The 19,835-nt window shown below is 58.5% G+C and carries 17 protein-coding genes; 8 read left to right on the forward strand and 9 right to left on the reverse strand.

The window, feature by feature from the left end; genetic code table 11:
* The first annotated feature begins 7 nt into the window (after nt 1-7).
* Both H1Y61_RS19555 and H1Y61_RS19560 read left to right on the forward strand, forming a co-directional pair.
* On the forward strand, nt 8-1,054 hold the full coding sequence (locus tag H1Y61_RS19555; protein WP_235680948.1) for a questin oxidase family protein: 1,047 nt from the start codon (nt 8-10) through the stop codon (nt 1,052-1,054).
* A complete protein-coding gene (locus H1Y61_RS19560; RefSeq protein WP_180575141.1) occupies nt 1,051-2,658 on the forward strand; it encodes an amidohydrolase family protein in 1,608 nt (535 codons plus the stop codon). Before H1Y61_RS19555 ends, H1Y61_RS19560 begins: the two co-directional genes overlap by 4 nt.
* Here the strand turns inward: H1Y61_RS19560 and H1Y61_RS19565 are convergent.
* From H1Y61_RS19565 to H1Y61_RS19595, 7 genes are all read right to left on the reverse strand, one after another.
* Nucleotides 2,652-3,941, reverse strand: a complete 1,290-nt coding sequence (locus tag H1Y61_RS19565) for an amidohydrolase family protein (RefSeq protein WP_156552770.1) — start codon at nt 3,939-3,941, stop codon at nt 2,652-2,654. The two genes, H1Y61_RS19560 and H1Y61_RS19565, sit on opposite strands and share 7 nt — an antisense overlap.
* Before the next feature lie 16 nt (nt 3,942-3,957).
* Nucleotides 3,958-4,902: an ABC transporter permease gene (locus tag H1Y61_RS19570; RefSeq protein ID WP_180575142.1), complete on the reverse strand. Its 945-nt coding sequence runs from the start codon at nt 4,900-4,902 to the stop codon at nt 3,958-3,960.
* Nucleotides 4,899-5,948, reverse strand: coding sequence for an ABC transporter permease (locus tag H1Y61_RS19575; protein ID WP_180575143.1), 1,050 nt, complete (start codon nt 5,946-5,948; stop codon nt 4,899-4,901). The genes H1Y61_RS19570 and H1Y61_RS19575 overlap by 4 nt, the downstream gene beginning before the upstream one ends.
* Nucleotides 5,938-7,458: an ABC transporter ATP-binding protein gene (locus tag H1Y61_RS19580; protein WP_180575144.1), complete on the reverse strand. Its 1,521-nt coding sequence runs from the start codon at nt 7,456-7,458 to the stop codon at nt 5,938-5,940. Before H1Y61_RS19580 ends, H1Y61_RS19575 begins: the two co-directional genes overlap by 11 nt.
* Nucleotides 7,455-8,864 (reverse strand): amidase, encoded by a 1,410-nt coding sequence (locus H1Y61_RS19585; protein WP_180575145.1) that lies wholly within the window; start codon nt 8,862-8,864, stop codon nt 7,455-7,457. Before H1Y61_RS19585 ends, H1Y61_RS19580 begins: the two co-directional genes overlap by 4 nt.
* Nucleotides 8,865-8,871: 7 nt before the next feature.
* Complete coding sequence (locus H1Y61_RS19590) at nt 8,872-9,858, reverse strand: BMP family protein (RefSeq protein ID WP_180575146.1); 987 nt, start codon at nt 9,856-9,858, stop codon at nt 8,872-8,874.
* Nucleotides 9,859-10,078: 220 nt separating this feature from the next.
* Nucleotides 10,079-10,327 (reverse strand): helix-turn-helix transcriptional regulator, encoded by a 249-nt coding sequence (locus tag H1Y61_RS19595; RefSeq protein WP_180575219.1) that lies wholly within the window; start codon nt 10,325-10,327, stop codon nt 10,079-10,081.
* A 126-nt stretch (nt 10,328-10,453) separates the two neighbouring features.
* Here H1Y61_RS19595 and H1Y61_RS19600 point away from each other — a divergent pair, with 126 nt between their 5' ends.
* The 6 genes from H1Y61_RS19600 to mnhG are packed head-to-tail and all read left to right on the forward strand — an operon-like array spanning nt 10,454 to nt 16,457.
* On the forward strand, nt 10,454-13,375 hold the full coding sequence (locus H1Y61_RS19600; RefSeq protein ID WP_180575220.1) for a monovalent cation/H+ antiporter subunit A: 2,922 nt from the start codon (nt 10,454-10,456) through the stop codon (nt 13,373-13,375).
* Nucleotides 13,375-13,710 carry a Na+/H+ antiporter subunit C gene (locus H1Y61_RS19605; protein ID WP_012653663.1) on the forward strand — a complete coding sequence of 112 codons (336 nt, stop codon included), beginning with the start codon at nt 13,375-13,377 and terminating at the stop codon, nt 13,708-13,710. Before H1Y61_RS19600 ends, H1Y61_RS19605 begins: the two co-directional genes overlap by 1 nt.
* Complete coding sequence (locus tag H1Y61_RS19610; protein ID WP_180575147.1) at nt 13,707-15,338, forward strand: monovalent cation/H+ antiporter subunit D; 1,632 nt, start codon at nt 13,707-13,709, stop codon at nt 15,336-15,338. Before H1Y61_RS19605 ends, H1Y61_RS19610 begins: the two co-directional genes overlap by 4 nt.
* Nucleotides 15,338-15,814 (forward strand): Na+/H+ antiporter subunit E, encoded by a 477-nt coding sequence (locus H1Y61_RS19615; RefSeq protein ID WP_180575148.1) that lies wholly within the window; start codon nt 15,338-15,340, stop codon nt 15,812-15,814. The genes H1Y61_RS19610 and H1Y61_RS19615 overlap by 1 nt, the downstream gene beginning before the upstream one ends.
* Nucleotides 15,811-16,092: a K+/H+ antiporter subunit F gene (locus H1Y61_RS19620; RefSeq protein WP_060717187.1), complete on the forward strand. Its 282-nt coding sequence runs from the start codon at nt 15,811-15,813 to the stop codon at nt 16,090-16,092. Before H1Y61_RS19615 ends, H1Y61_RS19620 begins: the two co-directional genes overlap by 4 nt.
* Complete coding sequence (gene mnhG, locus H1Y61_RS19625; RefSeq protein ID WP_180575149.1) at nt 16,089-16,457, forward strand: monovalent cation/H(+) antiporter subunit G; 369 nt, start codon at nt 16,089-16,091, stop codon at nt 16,455-16,457. Before H1Y61_RS19620 ends, mnhG begins: the two co-directional genes overlap by 4 nt.
* Before the next feature lie 18 nt (nt 16,458-16,475).
* Here mnhG and H1Y61_RS19630 read toward each other — a convergent pair whose 3' ends face one another.
* Both H1Y61_RS19630 and H1Y61_RS19635 read right to left on the reverse strand, forming a co-directional pair.
* Entirely contained in the window at nt 16,476-17,633 is a 1,158-nt protein-coding gene (locus tag H1Y61_RS19630) for an NAD(P)/FAD-dependent oxidoreductase (protein WP_180575150.1), read from the reverse strand.
* A complete protein-coding gene (locus H1Y61_RS19635; protein ID WP_180575151.1) occupies nt 17,617-19,635 on the reverse strand; it encodes a LodA/GoxA family CTQ-dependent oxidase in 2,019 nt (672 codons plus the stop codon). Before H1Y61_RS19635 ends, H1Y61_RS19630 begins: the two co-directional genes overlap by 17 nt.
* Nucleotides 19,636-19,835: the final 200 nt, after the last annotated feature.

The following is a 19,835-nucleotide window of genomic DNA, read 5'->3' on the forward strand; positions in this document are numbered from 1 at the left end:
GAATACCATGATGGCACCAGCCAAAGCGGCGGAGGTCGAAGCACTGCTCGCCGAAATGCCCGCCTGGGGATCGGAATTTACCGGTACTTTCGCCAACCACGCGCCGATGGTGCTCTGCGCCCTGGCCGAAATTGGCGGCACACCGGCCCAGATGCGCCGTTTTTTCGACCATTATAAGGGTATCAAAAAACTGCTGCCCTTCGGCCAGCCATCCACGCCGCTCGATGCAACAACATGGCGCTCCGTTCTCGGCCAACGAGAGCGGGAGCCGGATCTGCGGCTGTTTTTTTCCGCTGAAGTCTCCCGGCTTGGAATAGAGGCAGCGCTCAAGCACTATCTGCCTGATCTGGCGCCAGGCGTGGCGGCAAGCGCCTTTCATGCCCTGATGCGCACGGCCTATGGCGTGTTGCGCCAAAACGAAGGTGATATCGCCATTGCGCTTGCCTATTGGGCGGCGACCTATCTGGCGCTGCCGCCAGCGACCGGCGCAAGCCCTGTTACAGACGATCCTGCCGAAGTGCTGCGCCGGGTCACACTGATCGCCCCCATGCACACGCTGACGCTTCATGATCTTCTGTGGCAGAATATGCGTGATGCCGCCGCCCTGCCGGATTTTGTTCCTGTTGTAGACTGGCTGGAAATTGGCCCCGATACGATGGAAAAGATGGCCGCTGTTGCCATCCGCTTATTTGCTGCCACTCAGCATTTTGCCGCTTTGCATGTGGTCACGGGCCTGCATTGGATACGCCTGCTCACCCCCACTTGCGATCGGCAGACCCGCGACACAATGCTGCGCGTGTTCTGGCAAGCGATTGCGGCGCTGATGCGGGAACTGGACTTTCCAACCCTACCGCCAGAGGAGGAGATCTCGCGCTGGCGCGCGCTGGCCGCCCCGGACTGGCCGGAGATTTTTGCAGCAGCAGCGGCCAGCTATGACGAACACGATATCAGCCTTGCCTATTCGGCAGCGCAGGAAATGACGATCTATGCAGACTCGCTTTACCGGGTGGCCGCGGCGCGGCGTCTCGGCCTGATTGGAGACTATCGGATATGATGCAGGCCATTGTGATGCCGGACAATTCCGGCGCAGACTGCATCATCGAGGCCGGCACCGTGCTGACCGGCATTGATGCCGGCACCGTGCTGACCGGCCTTGGCACGGATGGCAAAATGACCATGCGCCACGATGTCGGCATCCGCGTCGAGAAGGGCATGATCGCCCAGATCGGTCCGATGGAAGCGGTCGGCTATGGCAACGACCACCTGCCACGCTTTGGCTCGCGCCGGATGATCGCCATGCCGGGCCTGGTCAACGCGCACCACCATTTCGGTGTGACACCACTGATGCAGGGCGTGCCTTTTGCGCCGCTGGAACTATGGCTGCCGCAATTTCGCGCCATGCGCCGCATCGACCAGCGGCTGGATACGCTTTATTCAGCCATCGAAATGCTAGAGAGCGGCACGACCACCGTACAACACATCCATAGCGGCTTTTCCGGCACGCCGGACAGTTGGATGCAGACGGCAGAAGCAACCATCTCGGCCTATGGCGAAATCGGCATGCGGCTCGGCTATTGCTTCATGATCCGCGACCGCAATATTCTGTCCTACGAGCCGGATGCCCATATCTTGAGCCGTCTGCCCGCAACGGCGCGTGACTGGATTGCGCCGCAGCTGGCCGCTGCCGATATTCCGGTTCCCCGGCTGATGGAATTCTATACCGATCTGCGCGCCCGTTTCATGAAGGGTAGCCCACAGCATATCCGCATGAATCTTGCGCCCGCCAATCTGCACTGGTGCAGCGATGATGCCTTGCAGACGATTTTCGAGACGGCCAAGGCGGCAGGTGGAAATGTCCACATGCATCTTCTCGAAACCGAGCGGCAGGCGGAATTTGCCCGGCGCACCTATGGCCGCAGCGCCGTTCAGCATCTGCAAAAACTGCAATGTCTCGATGCCAATGTGACGCTTGGCCACGGCAACTGGATGAGCGGCGAGGATCTCGACATCATCGCTTCCTGCGGCTGTACCATCTGCCACAATGCCTCTTCCGGCCTCAGGCTCGGCAGCGGGATTGCGCCCGTCAACGAGATGCGACGACGCGGCATTCCGGTTGCCCTCGGCATAGACCAGTCGAATATTGCTGACGACCGCGACATGACACTGGAAATGAAACTGGTCTGGGCGTTGCATCGGGAAACCGGGCTTTGGAACGATAGGCCGGATGCGGGTGCCGTGTTGCAAATGGCCAGCGAACATGGTGCGGCCTCCGCCGGGTTCGGTGGATTTACGGGACGTCTGGAGCCTGGCTGGCAGGCCGATATCGTGCTGATGGACAAGGACCGCATCGCCCGCCCGGCTATCAATTCACGAACGCCACCCGTGGAAGCGCTGCTGCATCGCGGTGGGCGTCACGCCATAGAACAGGTCTTCGTCGGTGGGCGGCTGGTGGTGGATGGCGGTCGCGTGACGACCGTGGACCGCGATGCTGTCATGGCGGAAATCGCGGCTATTCTATCACACCCGGAAACGGATGCGGAACGGTATGCCTGGCAGGCGGTAGAAACCCTGCTGCCGCATCTCGAATCCAGCCTGCAACAGTTGGGCCTTGGGGCTGGTTATCGTCGTTACCGCTACAATTCAATGTCGGATCAGTAAACCGGCACGTAATCGCGTCCGCTATCGACAGACGCAGGGCGGCCTTCCAGAAACAACTCTCCAATGCGGGGCGCAGTGCGGGAAATCACCTTGCCGCCCTTGACCACAAAAAGGCGCGATGGCTTGAGGCGAAGGGCTTCAAACACGTCAGCGGCCTGCAACACCACGAGATCGGCCTTGCAGCCGACCTCTAAACCATAGCCTTCGAGACCCATGGTTTTTGCCGAATTGACGGTGAGGGCGTCGAAAATCTGTCTCTTGTCGTCCAGCCCGCCCATTTGTGCAACGTGGATGGCCATATGGCCCACCTCCAGCATGTCGGCCGATCCCATTGAATACCATGGATCCATGGTGCAATCCTGACCAAAGGAGACGTTCAGCCCTGCCGCCATCAGTTCGCGGACCCGCGTCATGCCACGACGTTTCGGATAGGTGTCGTGGCGGCCTTGGAGCATGATGTTGATCAGCGGGTTGGGGATGACGTTGATCCGGGCTTCCGCCATCAGCGGAATGAGCTTGGAGACGTAATAATTATCCATGGAATGCATGGAGGTGAGATGCGAACCTGCCACCCGGCCTTGCAGCCCATGGCGGATGGTTTCTGCAGCGAGCGTTTCGATATGGCGTGACATCGGATCGTCGGTTTCGTCGCAATGGATATCGACCGGCAAGCCCCGCTCGGCAGCAATGCGGCAGAGAGCTTCCAGCGACAGCCTTCCCTCCTCCATTGTCCGCTCGAAATGCGGAATACCGCCGACGATGTCGATGCCCATATCGAGTGCGCGGTTGAGCGAGGAAACGCCGCCTTCGGCGCGGTAATAGCCGTCCTGCGGAAAGGCCACGAGCTGCAATTGAATATAGGGCGCTACCCGTTCGCGCACCTCAATCAAGGCTTCTGCTGTGACCAGTCTTGGATCGGAGGTATCGACATGGCTGCGGATGAACAGCAGACCTTGGGAGACCGCGAGATCGCAGTAGCGCAGGGCGCGTTCAACCAGTGCCTCCTTCGTCAAAAGCGGCCGCAGCTCGCCCCAGAGCGCTATGCCTTCCAGCAATGTGCCGGACACATTCATGCGCGGCATGCCAAGTGACAGCGTTGCATCCATGTGAAAATGCGGATCGCAAAACGGTGGGCTGACGAGACGGCCCGTTGCATCGATCTCGTCGCCGCAGACTGCATCCAGCCCCTTTTCGATGGCAGTGATCTTTCCGCCGGAAAGGCCAATATCGAAACCCTGGCGGCCATCTGGCAGGTTGGCATTGCGGATGATGAGATCGAACATGGTGAGTTTCCTTGGTTCAGCGCTCGCCGCGCCGATAGGGTTGCATCAACGCTTGCGGCACGCGGGCGCGCCGCGCCATCACTGCAAGGGCTGCGATGGACAGGATGTAGGGGGTCATCAGAAACAGTTGGTAAGGCACGGCACCACCCAGCGCCGTTTGCAGGCGCAATTGAAAGCCATCGAAAAATGCAAAAAGCAGCGCACCCAGCAGCGCCCGGCCCGGTCGCCATGAGGAAAACACCACGAGTGCAATGCAGATCCAGCCGCGGCCCTGCACCATGGTCGGGAAAAAGCTGTTGAAGGCAGACAGCGTCAGAAAAGCGCCTGCCATGCCCATCAGGGCCGAGCCAGCAATCACGGCACCATAGCGCACCGCCATTGGGTTGATCCCTTGCGCTTCCGCTGCATGCGGGTTTTCACCTGTTATGCGGATGGCAAGGCCCAGTGGGGTGCGAAAGATGACATAGGCAAAAATGACAGCCAGCAGAATGGCGATATAAGTTGGCGGTGTCTGCACAAAAAAGGCAGGTCCGACAAAGGGCAGATCGCTGAGGCCCGGAATGGCAATTGGCTTGAACGGGATAATGGTTGGCGGTGAGCCTGCGACTGGAACCGCCAGACGGAAAGTGTAATAGCTGAAGCTGGAGGCAAACAGCGTGATCCCGAGGCCACAGACATGTTGGGATAGACCGAGCGTGACCGTCAAAAGCGCATGTAAAGCGCCGAAAACTCCACCTGCCAGTGCAGCGATCAGCAGGCCGGTCCACAGATCAGCGCCGTGATAGACGGATAGCCAGCCGATCATGGCACCGAATGTCATGATGCCTTCAATGCCGAGATTGAGCACGCCCGCCCGTTCGCATAGCAAAGCGCCGAGTGTGCCGAAAATCAACGGCGTTGCAATTCTCAAGACGGCAGCCCAGAGACCCGTTGAAGCAAGGATGTCCATCATGGCGCTCATCGGACAATCCTGTATTGGGTGAAAAACAGCGCGGTCAGCATGGTCAATAGCGAGAGCGCCACCGTCACATCGGCAATATAGCTGGGAATGCCCATGGCACGACTCATGCCGTCGGCACCCACGAACATGGTGGCCGTAAACAGCGCCGCCAGCACAACGCCGAGCGGATTGAGATTGGCGAGCATGGCCACCACAATGCCGGAATAGCCATAGCCGGGAGAGAGATCCGTGGTCACATAGCCCTTGACGCCCATGACTTCCACAGCACCTGCAAGCCCCGCAAGACCACCGGAAATGCAAGCAACAGCCACCAGCGTGCGGCCAAGCGGCACGCCAGCAAAAACGGCCCCTGCCGGGTTGAGACCCGCCGCCCGTGAGTGAATTCCAAACACTGTGCGCTGTTGAACAAAATGCAACACAAGCGCCAGCACCACGGCAATGACAAGGCCCAAATGCAGGCGTGAGCGCGCCAACAGCTTTGGCAGCATGGCAGCATCAGCCACCGATTGCGATTGCGGCCAACCGAAAGCCATCGGGTCTTTCAACACGGTATCAATCAGCATTGAGACAAACAGCACGGCAACGAAATTGAGCAGCAGGGTCGTCACCACCTCGTCCACGGAAAAACGCAGGCGCAGCCAAAGCGGCACGAGCAGCAAAACCATGCCCGCGAGCGCACCGAGGATAAGCAGGGCGGGAATCTGGATGGCAGGCGGAAAATCGCTCAATAGATGCGAACTTGCCGCCGCAACGGTGATGGCACCGAGATAAAGCTGGCCCTCGGCCCCAATGTTCCACAGCCGCGCCCGAAACGCCACTGCCGCCGAAAGACCTGTCAGCATCAGGGGCGTCGCGCGGGTGAGAGTCTCCGTGGTCGAGAGCCGCGAGCCGAACGCACCTATGACAATCCGCCAATAGGCTTCCAGAACCGGCGCACCCGCAATGGCAATAAGAATGCCTGAGATCGCCAACGCAGCGACAATGGCCATGATCGGCGTGGCGATGACAAGCACAAGAGGTCGATGTTCGCGTCGCTCAAACCGCATGGGACACCTCCGCCTGCCATTCGCCAGCCATCATCAGGCCGAGTTTGCGGGCATTGGCATCTTCGGCATTGATCGGCGGCGACAACCTGCCGCCGACAATGGCTTGAATGCGGTCGGCAAGCGCCATGACTTCGTCCAGATCCTCGGAAATCAGCAGCACGGCAGTTCCAGCCCGGCGGGCTTCGAGAATGCGCTCGTGCACGGAGGCAACGGCGCCTTCGTCCAGACCCCGCGCGGGTTGGGCGGCCAGAAGAATACGGGGGCGATTGATAAGGTTTCTGCCCAAAATGAGTTTCTGCATATTGCCGCCGGACAGCAGCCGGATGCGGCTGGCGGGCGTGCCGCCGCGCACATCGAATTGCTCGATGATGGTGCGGGCAAATTCCATCCCCGCCTTTCGATTAACAAGACCGTGCCGTGAAAAGGCCGGGAGCCGCTCAAGAATGGCATTTTCCCAGATCGCCATCTCGCCGATCACGCCTTCCTTGTTGCGGTCTTCGGGAATGCGGCCGATGCCTGCCGTCACGGCGTCCGCCACCGACAGGTTCTCCACCGGGGTGCCAAACAACAGAAGGTCGCCAGCCGTATGCGGCATAGTGCCGGAGAGCACTTGCGCCAAAACGCCCTGACCATTGCCGGAAACACCAATGATGCCAAGAACCTCGCCAGCCCGCAGCCGGAAATCGATGGCCTTCAGCACATCGACCCCGTCTTTGCGGACGGTCAGGTGTGCTGCTTCCAGAACAATATCACCCGGAGTGGAGACGTCACGCACGGGTCGGGTCACAGTGCGTCCCACCATCAGTTCGGCAAGCTCTGCCTTGCTGGTCTCGGCTGCCTTGCGCTCCGCCACCCGCCGTCCACCGCGCAGCACCACGATCCGGTCAGCGGCAGACATGACCTCATCGAGTTTGTGAGAAATGAAAATCAGCGAAAGGCCCTGTGCCGCCATATCTTTCAAGGTCGCAAACAGCATCTCCGCTTCAATCTGGGTCAGAACGGCAGTCGGTTCATCCAGCACCAGAATGCGGGCATCATTGTATAGCGCTTTGAGAATTTCGACCCGCTGCTGCTCACCCACCGAGAGATCGCCAAGACGCGCATCTGGATCAACTTTCAGGCCAAAGCGACTGGAAATGGCCATGAGCTTTTCCCGTGCCTGCGCACGCCGCGACCTCAGGGACCATAAACTTTCCGTGCCCGTTGTGACGTTTTCCAAAACGGTCAGGTTTGGGGCCAGTGAAAAATGCTGATGCACCATGCCAATGCCTGCCCGAATGGCAGCACGCGGCTTGCCGGGCGGCAATTCCTTGCCATCGACCAGAACCTTGCCGGAATCTGGCATGTAATGGCCAAACAGGATGCTCATCAAGGTGGTTTTTCCAGCCCCGTTTTCACCCAGTAGCGCCAGAATTTCGCCCTTCGCCAGTGACAGCGAAATGTCATCATTAGCGAGATTGCTGCCAAATCGTTTGCTGACACCCATAATGTCGAGCACGGGCACGGTCATGGCGTGAATCCAGCAATCGGAAATCTCTGCTGGAACCGTTGGTCACTCTCAAGGCGGGCCGCCAGTTGCAAAAGCAACAGCTCACTGCCCATCGGAGCCAGCATTTGCACCGGAAGCGGCAAGCCGGAAGCATCGCTTCCATAGGGCAGGGTAATGGCTGGGCATCCTGATGCATTGGCAAGGGCTGCGAGCGGCGCAAAGCGGGCCATGCGATCGAAATGCAGATCGGTATCACGATGATCGCTGGGGAAAGAGCCAATCGGCAAGGGTGCCGATGACAGCATCGGGCACAACAAACAATCGACATCGTCGAACAGCCGCCAGAGATCGCGGCTGACAAGCACCATGGCGTTAAGGCTGCGCCACAGATGGGCGGCGGGCAATGCCAGTCCGCGCTCAATGGTCGCCTGTGTCAGTGTTTCGGTCTTGGATGTATCAAGGTTGAATTTCGAAAACGTCTCGGCAAGATTGGCGCAGACGATATTGACAAAGGCATCGTTGCTTGCCGCCGCTGGCTGGGCGATTTGTGAAAAGGCAATGGGCACGAGCTGATGACCATCGGCTTCCAATGCCCGCCCTGCCTCATCAATGGCCACCAAGCGGTCACTGTCGGTGGCATATTGATCGCCCGTGTCGGTGAGAATGCCGATGCGCAAGCGGCCAGCCTTTGGCGGCGTGGGTGAAAATGGCGGGAATGGACCTTTCACATTGCCACTGAGCACAGAAAAGCTGGTTGCCGTGTCGCGCACGGATCGGGAAACGACCAGCTCACTGGCAATGCCGCCCAAATGATTGCCAAAGCTGGGGCCTGAGGGCATGGCCCCTCGGCTGGGTTTCAGGCCAACAAGGCCGCAGCAGGCGGCGGGCACGCGGATGGAGCCGCCCGCATCGGTGGCATGGGCAATGGCCACAATGCCAGCAGCAACAGCCGCCGCAGCCCCACCAGAAGATCCGCCAGCGGTGCGGGCGCGATCCAGCGGATTGCGGCAGATAGGCCCAATCTGGGGTTCGCTTGCCAGCGAAAGGCCAAATTCCGGGCTGGTGGTCAGGCCGAAAACGCAAAAACCTTTGCTGCGGAACCGCTCCGCCAGATCGGAGTCAACCAATCCGCCACGGCGCGCCATGAGCCTTGATCCCGCCACCACCGGAAAACCCGCAAACGGCCCGCCCAGATCCTTGGCAAGCGTTGGCACGCCTGCAAAGGCCATGGCAGAGCGCGGCTTGGCGTCTATCGGCAGGGCATCTATAGCCCCCGCCGCCTCAAGGCCCTTTTCCGCATCGATATAGGCAATGGCACCCAGATCGTTGAACGCCTCCGTGGCAGAGATGGAGGCCTGCATTGCCTCGGTGGCAGACAAGCGACCGTTTGCGATCGCTTGGGCCAGAGCAGTAGCATCAGCTTGCATGGTTGGCTTACTTTGGTTCGGTCATAATCTTTGGCACTTCAAACGTTCCGGCCTTAATCTCGGCGCGCTTGGCTTCCATTGCCGCTTCGGCATCAGCGGGTGCCACACCCTTGACGAAAACAATATCGCTGCCGCCTTCCTTCATCAGGCCATAGGCGGTGTAATCGCGCCCGGTGGGCTTGCCTGCTGCAACATCGGCCAGCGCGGCATTGAGGATCGGGCGGAAGTTCCACAGCGCGTTGGCAAACACCGTGTTGGGATAACGGGGGGTGTAATCAATCAACGAACCAACGGATTTGATACCGCGCTCCTTGGCGGCATCTGCCGTGCCAATGCGTTCGCCAAACAGGATGTCTGCGCCTGCATCAATCTGGGCAAGGCCCGCTTCGCGCGCTTTTGGCGGATCAAAGAACGTGCCGATGAAGGTCACAAGATGCTTGGCATTGGGATTGACGGCTTTTACGCCTGCGCCAAATGCATTGATCAGCATGTTGACTTCTGGGATCGGCATGGCACCGACAGAGCCGACGATGTTAGACTTGGTCATCTTGCCAGCCAGCATGCCCGCCAGATAGGCACCATCGAAATTCCATGTGCCGAAAACCCCGAAATTATCGCCAGATAGCTTGCCGCTGGAGCCCATGACAAAGGCCGTCTTCGGATAATCGGCGGCCACTTCGCGTGCCTGCTTTTCAACGGGAAAAGTTTCGCCAATGATCAATTTGGCATTCTGCTCGGCATATTCGCGCATTGCGCGCGGATAATCGGTGCCGGACACGCCTTCGGAAAACACATATTCAATCACGCCTTCCTTGGCGGCATCCTGCAAAGCCTTGTGCAGCACCGAGTTCCAGGCATTTTCCACCGGAGAACCATGAATGCCCGCCACCTTAATCGGCGCTGCCGCCCGCAAGGATGGCGCAAAGGCGCTGACACCCAGAGCCATGCTCGACGCCAGTACGGACCGACGCGAAATCAAAAACTGCTTACCCATTCTGAACCCCCTTTTTTTTACCATTTGGTAGAAATTGTTAAGGGTGGCCTAAAAATGTGTCAAGCACGTTGAGCGATTATAAAATAAGCAGATCAGCAGTTCTGCAACCGGACAGATATACTGCGCAAGACGACGGGACAACGAAACTTCAATCAGAAACTAGGGCAATAATTCTAACTTCCGCCGGGAAGAAAGCCTTCTGGCCGCATCAATGTCATTATCATTTGGAGCATAGCCCAACTTTGCCATCATCAAGGTGAAGGAAGACGACGCCTCCCCCTTCCAATGCAAGGTTCAACTGGGCTGCGGTGGCACGATGGAGATCGTGACGACAGTTTTCGTAATCTTTAATGGTGCTACGTGAGACACCCGCTCGCTCGGCAAGGTCCTGTTGCGTCCAATCCAGAAGGCCACGTGCCGCGCGACACAGCGCTGGTGTTAAAAACTTGGACTCGTTTCCTTGACCCATCGCCAAGTATCACCCATATTGATTGATATCCATCATATAGCGCAATAAAGCGCGGGTCGCTAGATGCCAATCCGTTGTGCGGCATAGGCATTCCGGGCTCGAATCAAAAAGGAACACAGCATTGGGATAACAGCTGGACCGTCTCTGCTCGTTGTTCTCCTGCTTCTGCCTTTCGTCGGAAGTCTCTTATCTGTATTTTTGCTGAATACGCCGTCTCGCCGCCTTCCGGCAGGCTCGGCCGCTATTGTCATGCTCATTTCGCTGGCGCTGACGGCAAGTCTCTATCCGGCGGTCGCCGATGGCGGCGTCGTAAAGTTCAACATGCCATGGCTGCCGCAGCTTGGTCTGGATTTCACGCTGCGGATGGATGGCCTGGCCTGGATCTTCACCATGCTGATCGCCGCCATCGGCTTTCTGGTCGTGCTCTATGCCCGCTATTATATGTCGGAAGAAGATCCTGTTCCCCGGTTCTTCTCCTTCCTGCTGGCCTTCATGGGCGCGATGCTTGGCATCGTGCTCTCGGGCAATGTTATCCTCCTGTCAGTCTTCTGGGAACTGACAAGCATATTTTCATTCCTGCTGATCAGCTATTGGCACAACAACCCCAATGCGCGCGACGGCGCCCGAATGGCGCTGACCATTACCGGGATCGGCGGTTTCTGCCTGTTGATCGGCCTTATTCTGCTCGGCAATATCGTCGGCAGCTATGATCTCGATACCATTCTCGATTCCGGCAATGTCATTCGCGAACATTCCCTTTATGTCCCCGCCCTGGTGTTCATATTGCTTGGCGCACTGACGAAAAGCGCCCAGTTTCCGTTTCATTTCTGGCTTCCCAACGCCATGGCCGCTCCAACCCCGGTTTCAGCCTTTCTCCATTCAGCGACCATGGTCAAAGCCGGGGTGTTTCTGCTGGTGCGTTTCTGGCCTGTGCTATCAGGCACCGATGAATGGTTCTGGATCGTCGGAGCCGCCGGGATCACAACTTTGTTGCTCGGTGCCTATTTTGCGATGTTCCAGCAGGATCTGAAAGGACTGTTGGCCTATTCGACCATCAGCCATCTCGGACTGATCACCACATTGCTCAGTCTTGGCAGTCCATTGGCGACGGTGGCGGCGATTTTCCATATGCTGAACCATGCGACCTTCAAGGCGTCGCTGTTCATGGCAGCAGGGATCATCGATCACGAGACGGGAACCCGTGACATGCGGCGGTTGAGCGGGCTGTTCCGGTTCATGCCGTTCACCGCAACGCTTGCCATCGTCGCCAGCGCGGCGATGGCGGGCGTTCCGCTTCTCAACGGCTTTCTGTCAAAGGAAATGTTCTTCGCCGAAGCTGTCGAGACCCATGCGGATTCGATCCTGGATACCATCCTGCCCTATGTCGCAACGCTTGCCAGTGCCTTCAGCGTCGCCTATTCGCTGCGGTTCATCCATACCGTATTCTTTGGCCCGCCTCCTCAGGACTTGCCCGTTGCCCGTCCACACGAGCCGCCGCGCTGGATGCGGTTTCCCGTCGAGTTTCTTGTGCTGGTCTGCCTTATCGTCGGTGTCATTCCGGCGATCTCGATCGGCCCTTTTCTTCACGTCGCCGTCGTCAGTGTTCTCCGGGCCGATACGCCGGAATACAGCCTGGCAATCTGGCATGGCGTCAATCTGCCCCTGGTGATGAGCATGATCGCCCTTGTCGGCGGCGGACTGATCTATTTCCTGTTGAAGGATTATCTCGCCCGGTGCCACGATGGTCCGCCGTTTTTTCGTAAATTCAAAGGCCAGCGCATTTTCGAGCGCGTTATCGTTGAAGTGTCCTGGCACTGGGCGCGTATCGCCGAACGTCGCCTCGGCACCCGCAAGCTACAGCCGCAACTTCGCTGGCTGGTAACAGTGGGTTTTGCAGCAGGAATGCTGCCTCTTTATATCAGAGGCTTCGAGGTTCGCCCGCTTGTCTATTCCGGTGCCGATCCGGTATTTGCAGCCCTTTGGGCCATCGGCATCTGCCTTGCCATCGGCACCGCCTATCTGGCCAAATACCACCGTCTCGCATCATTGGTGATGCTCGGTGGCGTCGGTCTTATCGTCTGCCTCACCTTCGTCTGGCTCTCGGCACCCGATCTGGCCATCACGCAATTGCTGGTCGAAATCGTCACCACAGTCCTCATCCTTCTCGGCCTGCGCTGGCTTCCCAAGCGATCCGAAGGACTTGGCGAGACCATGACCTTGAGCGCGCGCTTTCGCCGGTTTCGGGATTTCGCCCTTGCAGTTCTCTGCGGGGTCGCCATGTCGTTCACCGCCTATGCGGTGATGACCATGCCGGTTCCCGATGCCATCGCCAGCTATTTCCTGGAAAACGCCTATTCGCAGGGCGGTGGCCGCAATGTGGTCAATGTCATCCTGGTGGATTTCCGCGGTTTCGATACGCTGGGCGAGATTGCCGTTCTCGGGGTTGTAGCGCTGACGGTCTACGGGCTTCTGCGCCGCTTCCGCCCCGCAGAAGACAGCATGGGCATGCCGGAACAGCAGCAGGCGCAAAACCGCTTCGATGAGGAGCGGCCAGAGCGGTCAGCGGGCGATACGGTGCGCGATTATCTTCTGATCCCCTCGGTCATCATGCAATGGCTGTTTCCAGTTATCGTCACGTTGTCGGTTTACCTGTTCATGCGTGGACATGACCTGCCGGGCGGTGGTTTTTCTGCGGGGTTGACGCTGTCGATTGCGTTTCTGCTGCAATACCTGGCCGGTGGCACGCGCTGGGCGGAAGATCGTATCCGTATCCTGCCGCTGCGCTGGATGGGTGCAGGCCTGTTGACCGCCGTCGCCACTGGCATCGGTGCCTGGTTGCTCGGATATCCGTTCCTCACCTCGCATTCCCGCTATATCGATCTCCCGTTGATCGGCAAGATCCCGGCGGCAACGGCGCTGCTATTTGATCTCAGCGTGTTCGCCCTGGTGGTCGGCTCCACGGTTCTTATTCTCGTCGCTCTCGCGCATCAGTCCTTGCGCATCAATCGCCTGCGCATGATTGATGCCTCGAAATCGGAGGAAGGGTGATGGAGCTTGTTCTATCGATCGCCATCGGCGTCATGACCGGCTGCGGCGTCTGGCTCATCCTGCGACCGCGAACCTATCAGGTGATTGTTGGGCTTTCGCTGCTGTCCTATGCCGTGAACCTTTTCATCTTCGGTGTCGGTGGCGTCAAAGCGAACGTCCCTCCCATTCTCGGCGACGACGGGGCTGGCCATCTGGCGGACCCGGTGCCGCAAGCGCTGGTTCTGACGGCTATCGTCATCGGTTTTGCCACCACCGCCCTGTTTCTGGTGGTGCTGCTGGCCTCGCGTGGTCTGACGGGAAGCGACCATGTCGATGGGAGGAATGAACCGAAATGAATGGCTGGGCCCACCATCTGATCATTGCGCCCGTGCTGGTGCCATTGGTTGCCAGCGCAGTGCTTCTGCTTGTCGATGAGCGGCAAAGACTGACCAAGGCGATGATCAGCCTTGTCTCCGCGGTCATGCTGGCAGCCATCGCCATCATTCTGTTTCGCATCGAGAGCGGGCCGAACAGCTTTGAGAATGTCTATCTGGTCGGAAACTGGGCGGCGCCGTTCGGCATCGTGCTGGTTCTGGATGGTCTATCGGCCCTGATGCTGCTGCTGACGGCCTTGCTCGCCATCCCGGCTCTGGTGTTTTCCTTCGCCCGCTGGCATGCGGTCGGCGCCCATTTTCACAGCATGTTCCAACTGCTGCTGATGGGCGTAAACGGCGCTTTTCTGACAGGTGACCTCTTCAATCTCTTCGTGTTTTTCGAGGTGATGCTGGCCGCGTCCTATGGTCTCCTGCTGCATGGGTCCGGCCCCCTTCGGGTCAAGGCGGGGCTGCACTACATTGCCGTAAACCTGGTGGCCGCCCTGCTGTTTCTGATCGGCGTCAGCCTGATTTACGGCACGGCTGGCACCCTCAACATGGCTGATCTTGCGGCCCGCATTCCCGAAATGGAGCCGGATCGTCGCATGTTGATGGAGGCCGGCGCTGGCATATTGGGTGTCGTCTTCCTCATCAAGGCAGGCATGTGGCCGCTCTGCTTCTGGCTACCAACCGCCTATAGTGCGGCAGCGGCTCCCGTGGCCGGAATTTTTGCCATCATGAGCAAGCTCGGGATCTATGTCATCCTGCGGCTGACCATGCTGTTGTTCGCAGAAGGCCCGTCAGCTGGCTTCGGCGCGGGCGTGCTGCTCTATGGCGGCATGGCAACGCTTATTTTCGGGACGATTGGTGTCCTCGCCTCCCAGGCCCTTGGGCGGCTGGCCGGGTTTTCGGTTCTGGTGTCTTCGGGCACCTTGTTGATGGTGGTCGGGATCAATGACGGGGCCGTCTCCTCAGGAGCTCTGCTTTATCTTGTCAGTTCGACACTGACCATCAGCGCATTCTTCATGCTGATCGAGCTTGTCGAGCGCGGACAGGATGCCGGTGCCAATGTCCTTGCCGTGACGATGGATGCCTATGGCGATGCGGATGAGCAGGCGCCTTATGAGGAAGAAGGCGTCACGATGCCCGGCACCATGGCCATTCTCGGCATTTGTTTTGCGGCCTGCGGAATATTGCTCTCCGGCCTTCCGCCGCTGTCCGGCTTCATTGCCAAATTCGCCATGCTATCGGCAATGATGGGCACCGGTGCCATCGGTTCGCCGCCAACCATGGCGATCTGGGCGCTGATCGTCCTGGTCATCCTGTCGGGTATCGCCGCGCTGATTTCCATGACGCGCGCTGGCATCCGCACATTCTGGAGCTCGATCGAAGGCACTGTTCCGCGTGTCCTTGTTATCGAAATCGTTCCCGTAATGTTTCTGCTGGCGCTCACGCTCGCTCTCACTGTCCAGGCTGGGCCAGCGATGCACTATATGGACACCACGATCCGCGCATTGAGCAACCCGGCAAATTACATCGACGCGGTCCGCAATGCGACGCAAATTCCTGCTTTTAAAAACCTGCCCAACACCGGAAAGGACAGCGAGTAATGTTGCCCTATCCGGTTCTCACCCTATCGCTTGTTGTCATGTGGCTGCTGCTGAACGGCTTCACCCTTGGCCATTTGATCCTGGGCATATTCGTCGCTGTCTTCGCAGGCTGGGCCATGGCGTCGCTGCGTCCTGAAAAGCCGCACCTGAAAAAATGGTATCTTCTCCCCAAGCTGTTTCTTGTCGTGCTTTATGACATTGCCAAGTCGAACATGGCCGTGGCCGCCATTATCATCAGGAGCGGATCGCGACAGCATGATCCGGGATTTGTCATTATTCAGCTGGAGATCAAAAGCCAGTTCGCACTGGCCGTGCTGGCGGTCATCCTGACAAGCACCCCGGGTTCGGCCTGGCTTGAATATGATTCCAACGACAATTCCGTGCTTCTTCATGTGCTCGATATCAAAGACGAAACCATCTGGCGCGATATGATCAAGAACCGCTACGAAAAACTGCTATTGGAGATATTCGCATGAGCGCAATTATTCTCTTCAGCGCCGTCTCGCTTGCCCAATTGATGCTCGTGGCCTCCATGGCCATCGTGTCAGTGCGAATGTTCATCGGACCCCGCGCCCAAGACCGGATCATCGGTCTCGACACGTTCTACATCAATGCCATGCTGCTCCTGGTGACCTTCGGTGTCGGCACGGGCCGGGAGATTTATTTTGAAGCCGCCCTGGTGATCGGTATGTTGGGATTTGTCGCCTCCGTTGCCCTGGGTAAATTTCTGATGCGTGGGGAGGTGATCGAATGATCTATTCCGCAACAGATATTCCCGTTTGGGCCGCCATATGCGTAGCCTTTTTCCTGCTGGCTGGCGCAACGCTGGCGCTGATTGGCGCCATCGGATTTCTGCGCCTGCCAACATTCTATGAACGCATCCACGCGCCCACGCTTGGAACCAGCTGGGGCGTCGGCGGGATCATGCTTGGATCGATGATCTTTTTCTCAGTTGCATCGTCGCGCTTAGCGATCCATGAAATTCTGATCGGCATTCTCGTCACGGTCACAACGCCGATCACGCTGATGATGCTGGCCCGTGCGGCCCTTCACCGGGACCGGGTCGAGAGAAATGGAAATGTTCCCCCTAAACAGATTGCAAAGACTCAAGCGGAGTAAAACTCCGCTTTCCGGCCCTCATGTGGCGGCGAGTTGGCCGCCCACATCAACGGATACAGCCACCTGACCTTGCTGCATTTTCCAGAAATCACGGTCCAGCCAACGGCTTTCGGAGCGATAGAGGCTTTGCCGGCGGGTGTTATAGATTGCGCGAACACGCGCTAGTTCCTCGGCATAAGATGACAAGCCCGTCGCTGGAGAAGCAAGAATGCCCTCGGCGGCGGCTATTCCAGTGCGCAGGGCATTGAACAGGCCTTGACCTGCAATCGGATCAAAGGCCAGCGCGGCATCCCCGACAGCATACCAACCTTCACCGCATGGGGTGATGGCGTTAAGACTACGGGCATCACGGACAAAGACCGGCCCCGCCCATTCCAACGCCCCCAGACAGGAGGTCAGATGGGGTGCTTCGGTAAAAAGTGTAGCCCGGTAATCGGGAGATCGCCGCAGCCGCACAGCCTCCTGGGGCAATGTATGATAGCCAACGGCCCAAAAGCCATCGGCAAGTCGGCCCGCATAGATCCAGCCATCAGGCGTGGCCTCAATCAGCGTCCGCTCCAGATCAGCATTTTTTTGGGGTTTTGCAACTTGATACAGCGAGACCAGCGCCGTACCGCGTTGCTGCGCAACACCAAGCAGGCGGACAATCCGCGCCGAGCGCCCCGTCGCATCGATAATATAGGAAGCGCGGAGGATGCGCCCGTCATCAAGCCCGATCACCCACAACCCGTCTTGCCTTTTAATGCCGCTGACATTCGCCTTCCACCAGAAGCAACTGGCTTCAAGGCTCGCCTGCCGCAGATCGGCATCGAATTGGGCGCGGTCCAGGCGCAGACCAGGCCCATAGGGGTCACGCAAAGTATCGCTTGCCACCACATGCCCATCGCCCCAGACCGTCAGTCCACCGCCAACCCGTGCATGCTGCGGCCCCGGCACAGCAAGATCGGCAAGCCCCTGCTGAACCAAAAGCCTTTGCGCAGCACCCGGCAATGTTTCGCCCAGACGGGGCGCATGAGAACGCAGCCGGTCGAGCATGGCCACAGACCGGCCCGCGCGGGCAAGGTGACGGGCGGCAATGGCACCTGCCGGTCCCGCCCCGGCCACAACGACGTCAAACACAGCCCCGTCGCCCTGCGGCGAGGCTGTGAGAGTCTGGTCTTTAACGCTTTTGGACACGCACAGCTCGAAATGCTTCGAGTTGCTCGCGGCTTGCCCAACCGGCCTTCTCCAGCTTGGTCAGCGGCTGCGGTGCCTCTGCAAGCAAGCGAACCGCATGATCGGCGGCACGCTTGAGTTTGCTGACGGCCAATGTCTCGACATAGATATATTCAGGAAAATCAGGATCACCCTTGACGCCCGGCCGTGCCTCGACAATGCCAAGCTGCCCGAATTCAGCGATCATATCCATCATGACTTGCGCCGTATCGTGGTTCATGATCGCACGCAGCCAGTTGACGCGGCGGCTATAGGCCGCAATACGCTCCGCGCGCGGCAAAGTTTCATCAATGACCTTGTTGTAATCCTCCTCGCTCAACACCTGATTGGGTACGCGCGCCGCCCAGAACGTTGGCAAATAAGGATCAAATTCAGGATCATAACCCGAGCGGCAGAAGGCCGTATCGCCCTGCCAGGGGATTGCCATCCACCGGGTAATGCCGCCCGGCGGCTGATCGTAGAGCGGCCCGCCGACCTTTTCCACCAGAATGGGCGTCATGGTCGTTCCATAATCCGGCTCCGGAGTACCTGCTGGACGCAGACGGATGCGGAAGGGCGCAGAATACAGGCTGGCGTGGCGCATTGGCCAGGTCATCTCGCAGCCCGGGTGGAATGTATCGGAGAGGCAATAATGCAAGGCGGCCTTATCCAGCATATGCGGTTGCCCCGGAAGAGGAACCTCTTCAATCTTCGAGACCGGCTTTATCGCCTCCGGCCAATCGTCAATGAAGCTGCCCTCCACCCATTTACGCAGAATGGCTTCTTGCAGACCCGTCATGGTCAGCATGTTGCCGGGGCCAGTTTCCGAGAAACTGCCGAAGGCGTCGCCATAGATCCAAGGCTGCACATGCGGCCATTGCACAGGCTCGGCAACAATAGGCGCGGACGGGCGGAAGCCGTTGAACAGCGTGCGGCGCAACTCGCCATAGGGGTCATCGCCCTCCCTCAATCCTGCCGGTTTCTGCGACAGCTTGGCAAGCAGATCAGGATTATTGAAATCCAGCGGGCAGCCCTTGCCGAAATAAGCAGCAAAGCCCTTGTTGACCCATTGCAGATTGCTGAGGCGCTGCAATATCGGCAGGATGTCCGTCGAGAAGGATGGTTCACTCGGCATCGGCATCCAGCCTGCCTGAACCGACACATCACACATCAGGTCATACATCGTACGCCAGCTGATAATATCGGGCGCGTAATTCGGCGGTGCGACCACCACCCAGGCCGATTCGACCGGGATCGGCTGACCATTGATGGAAATCTCCGCCATCACAGGGCCGTCGGACGTATCGTCATACCAATCATTGGCATTGTTAAAACTTGGCGGGTTATCCGGATCATAGACCGGGGCATTGGTTGGCGAGGCCGATTTACCATGCCCGCCCAGGAAGATCAGCCGTCCTTCTTCATCCGTCCGCAGTTCACCCAGCGGCACGACAACCGGCTCGGCAGCTGCCGCCTTGAAGGTGCCAGTGTCGAAAGCATAGGCCGGGCCAGACACACCGCGGCCTGAAATACTGCGGGGGCCGGGATCAATGGCGAGTGTCGAACGATCCATGACTTTGGGATTGCGCAGGGGAAAGGCATTGTCAGGCGCATTGATTGCCTCTGGAATATCCAGAGCATACTGGAACTGGTACCATTGCGCTTTGCGATTGGCGACATGCACGGTCCAATGGATATCGGCATTGTCGCTGGTCAGTTCGCTCACGACGTCGCCGGCAGCATTATAGCCATAGATACGGAACCGAGCGGCCTGCCGCTTGATGGCGCCCGTCTTGTCTCGGTAAAATGATGGCGGCGGTGCATTTTCAGGCGGCGCATCGGTGACTTCGGGACCGATGAAATATTCGGTTTTGGCATCACCAATCCGGGCTATACCAATGGCGGGATGGATTGCGGCACGCACAATGACCGTGTCTGTGCCTTTTGGCGCAGTACTCTCCGCAGATGCTTTCATGTGATCCATGGCGCTTTCCTCCTCAATTGCCAATAAATTACATCCATAAGAAGAATATTTCAAAAATAATCAACTAAAAGTTATCGTTACTGCGAATGGCTGACCTCCGTCAGTTCACCTCAACTCCCTTGGGTTTGCCTTAGGACAGTGGAATCTGGTTTTCCCGAAAAGACAAACGAAAACAAGAGAGGCTAGAGTCTGTCTGGTTC

Origin of the sequence: Agrobacterium vitis, assembly GCF_013426735.1 — a bacterium.
GTDB lineage: Bacteria > Pseudomonadota > Alphaproteobacteria > Rhizobiales > Rhizobiaceae > Allorhizobium > Allorhizobium vitis_D.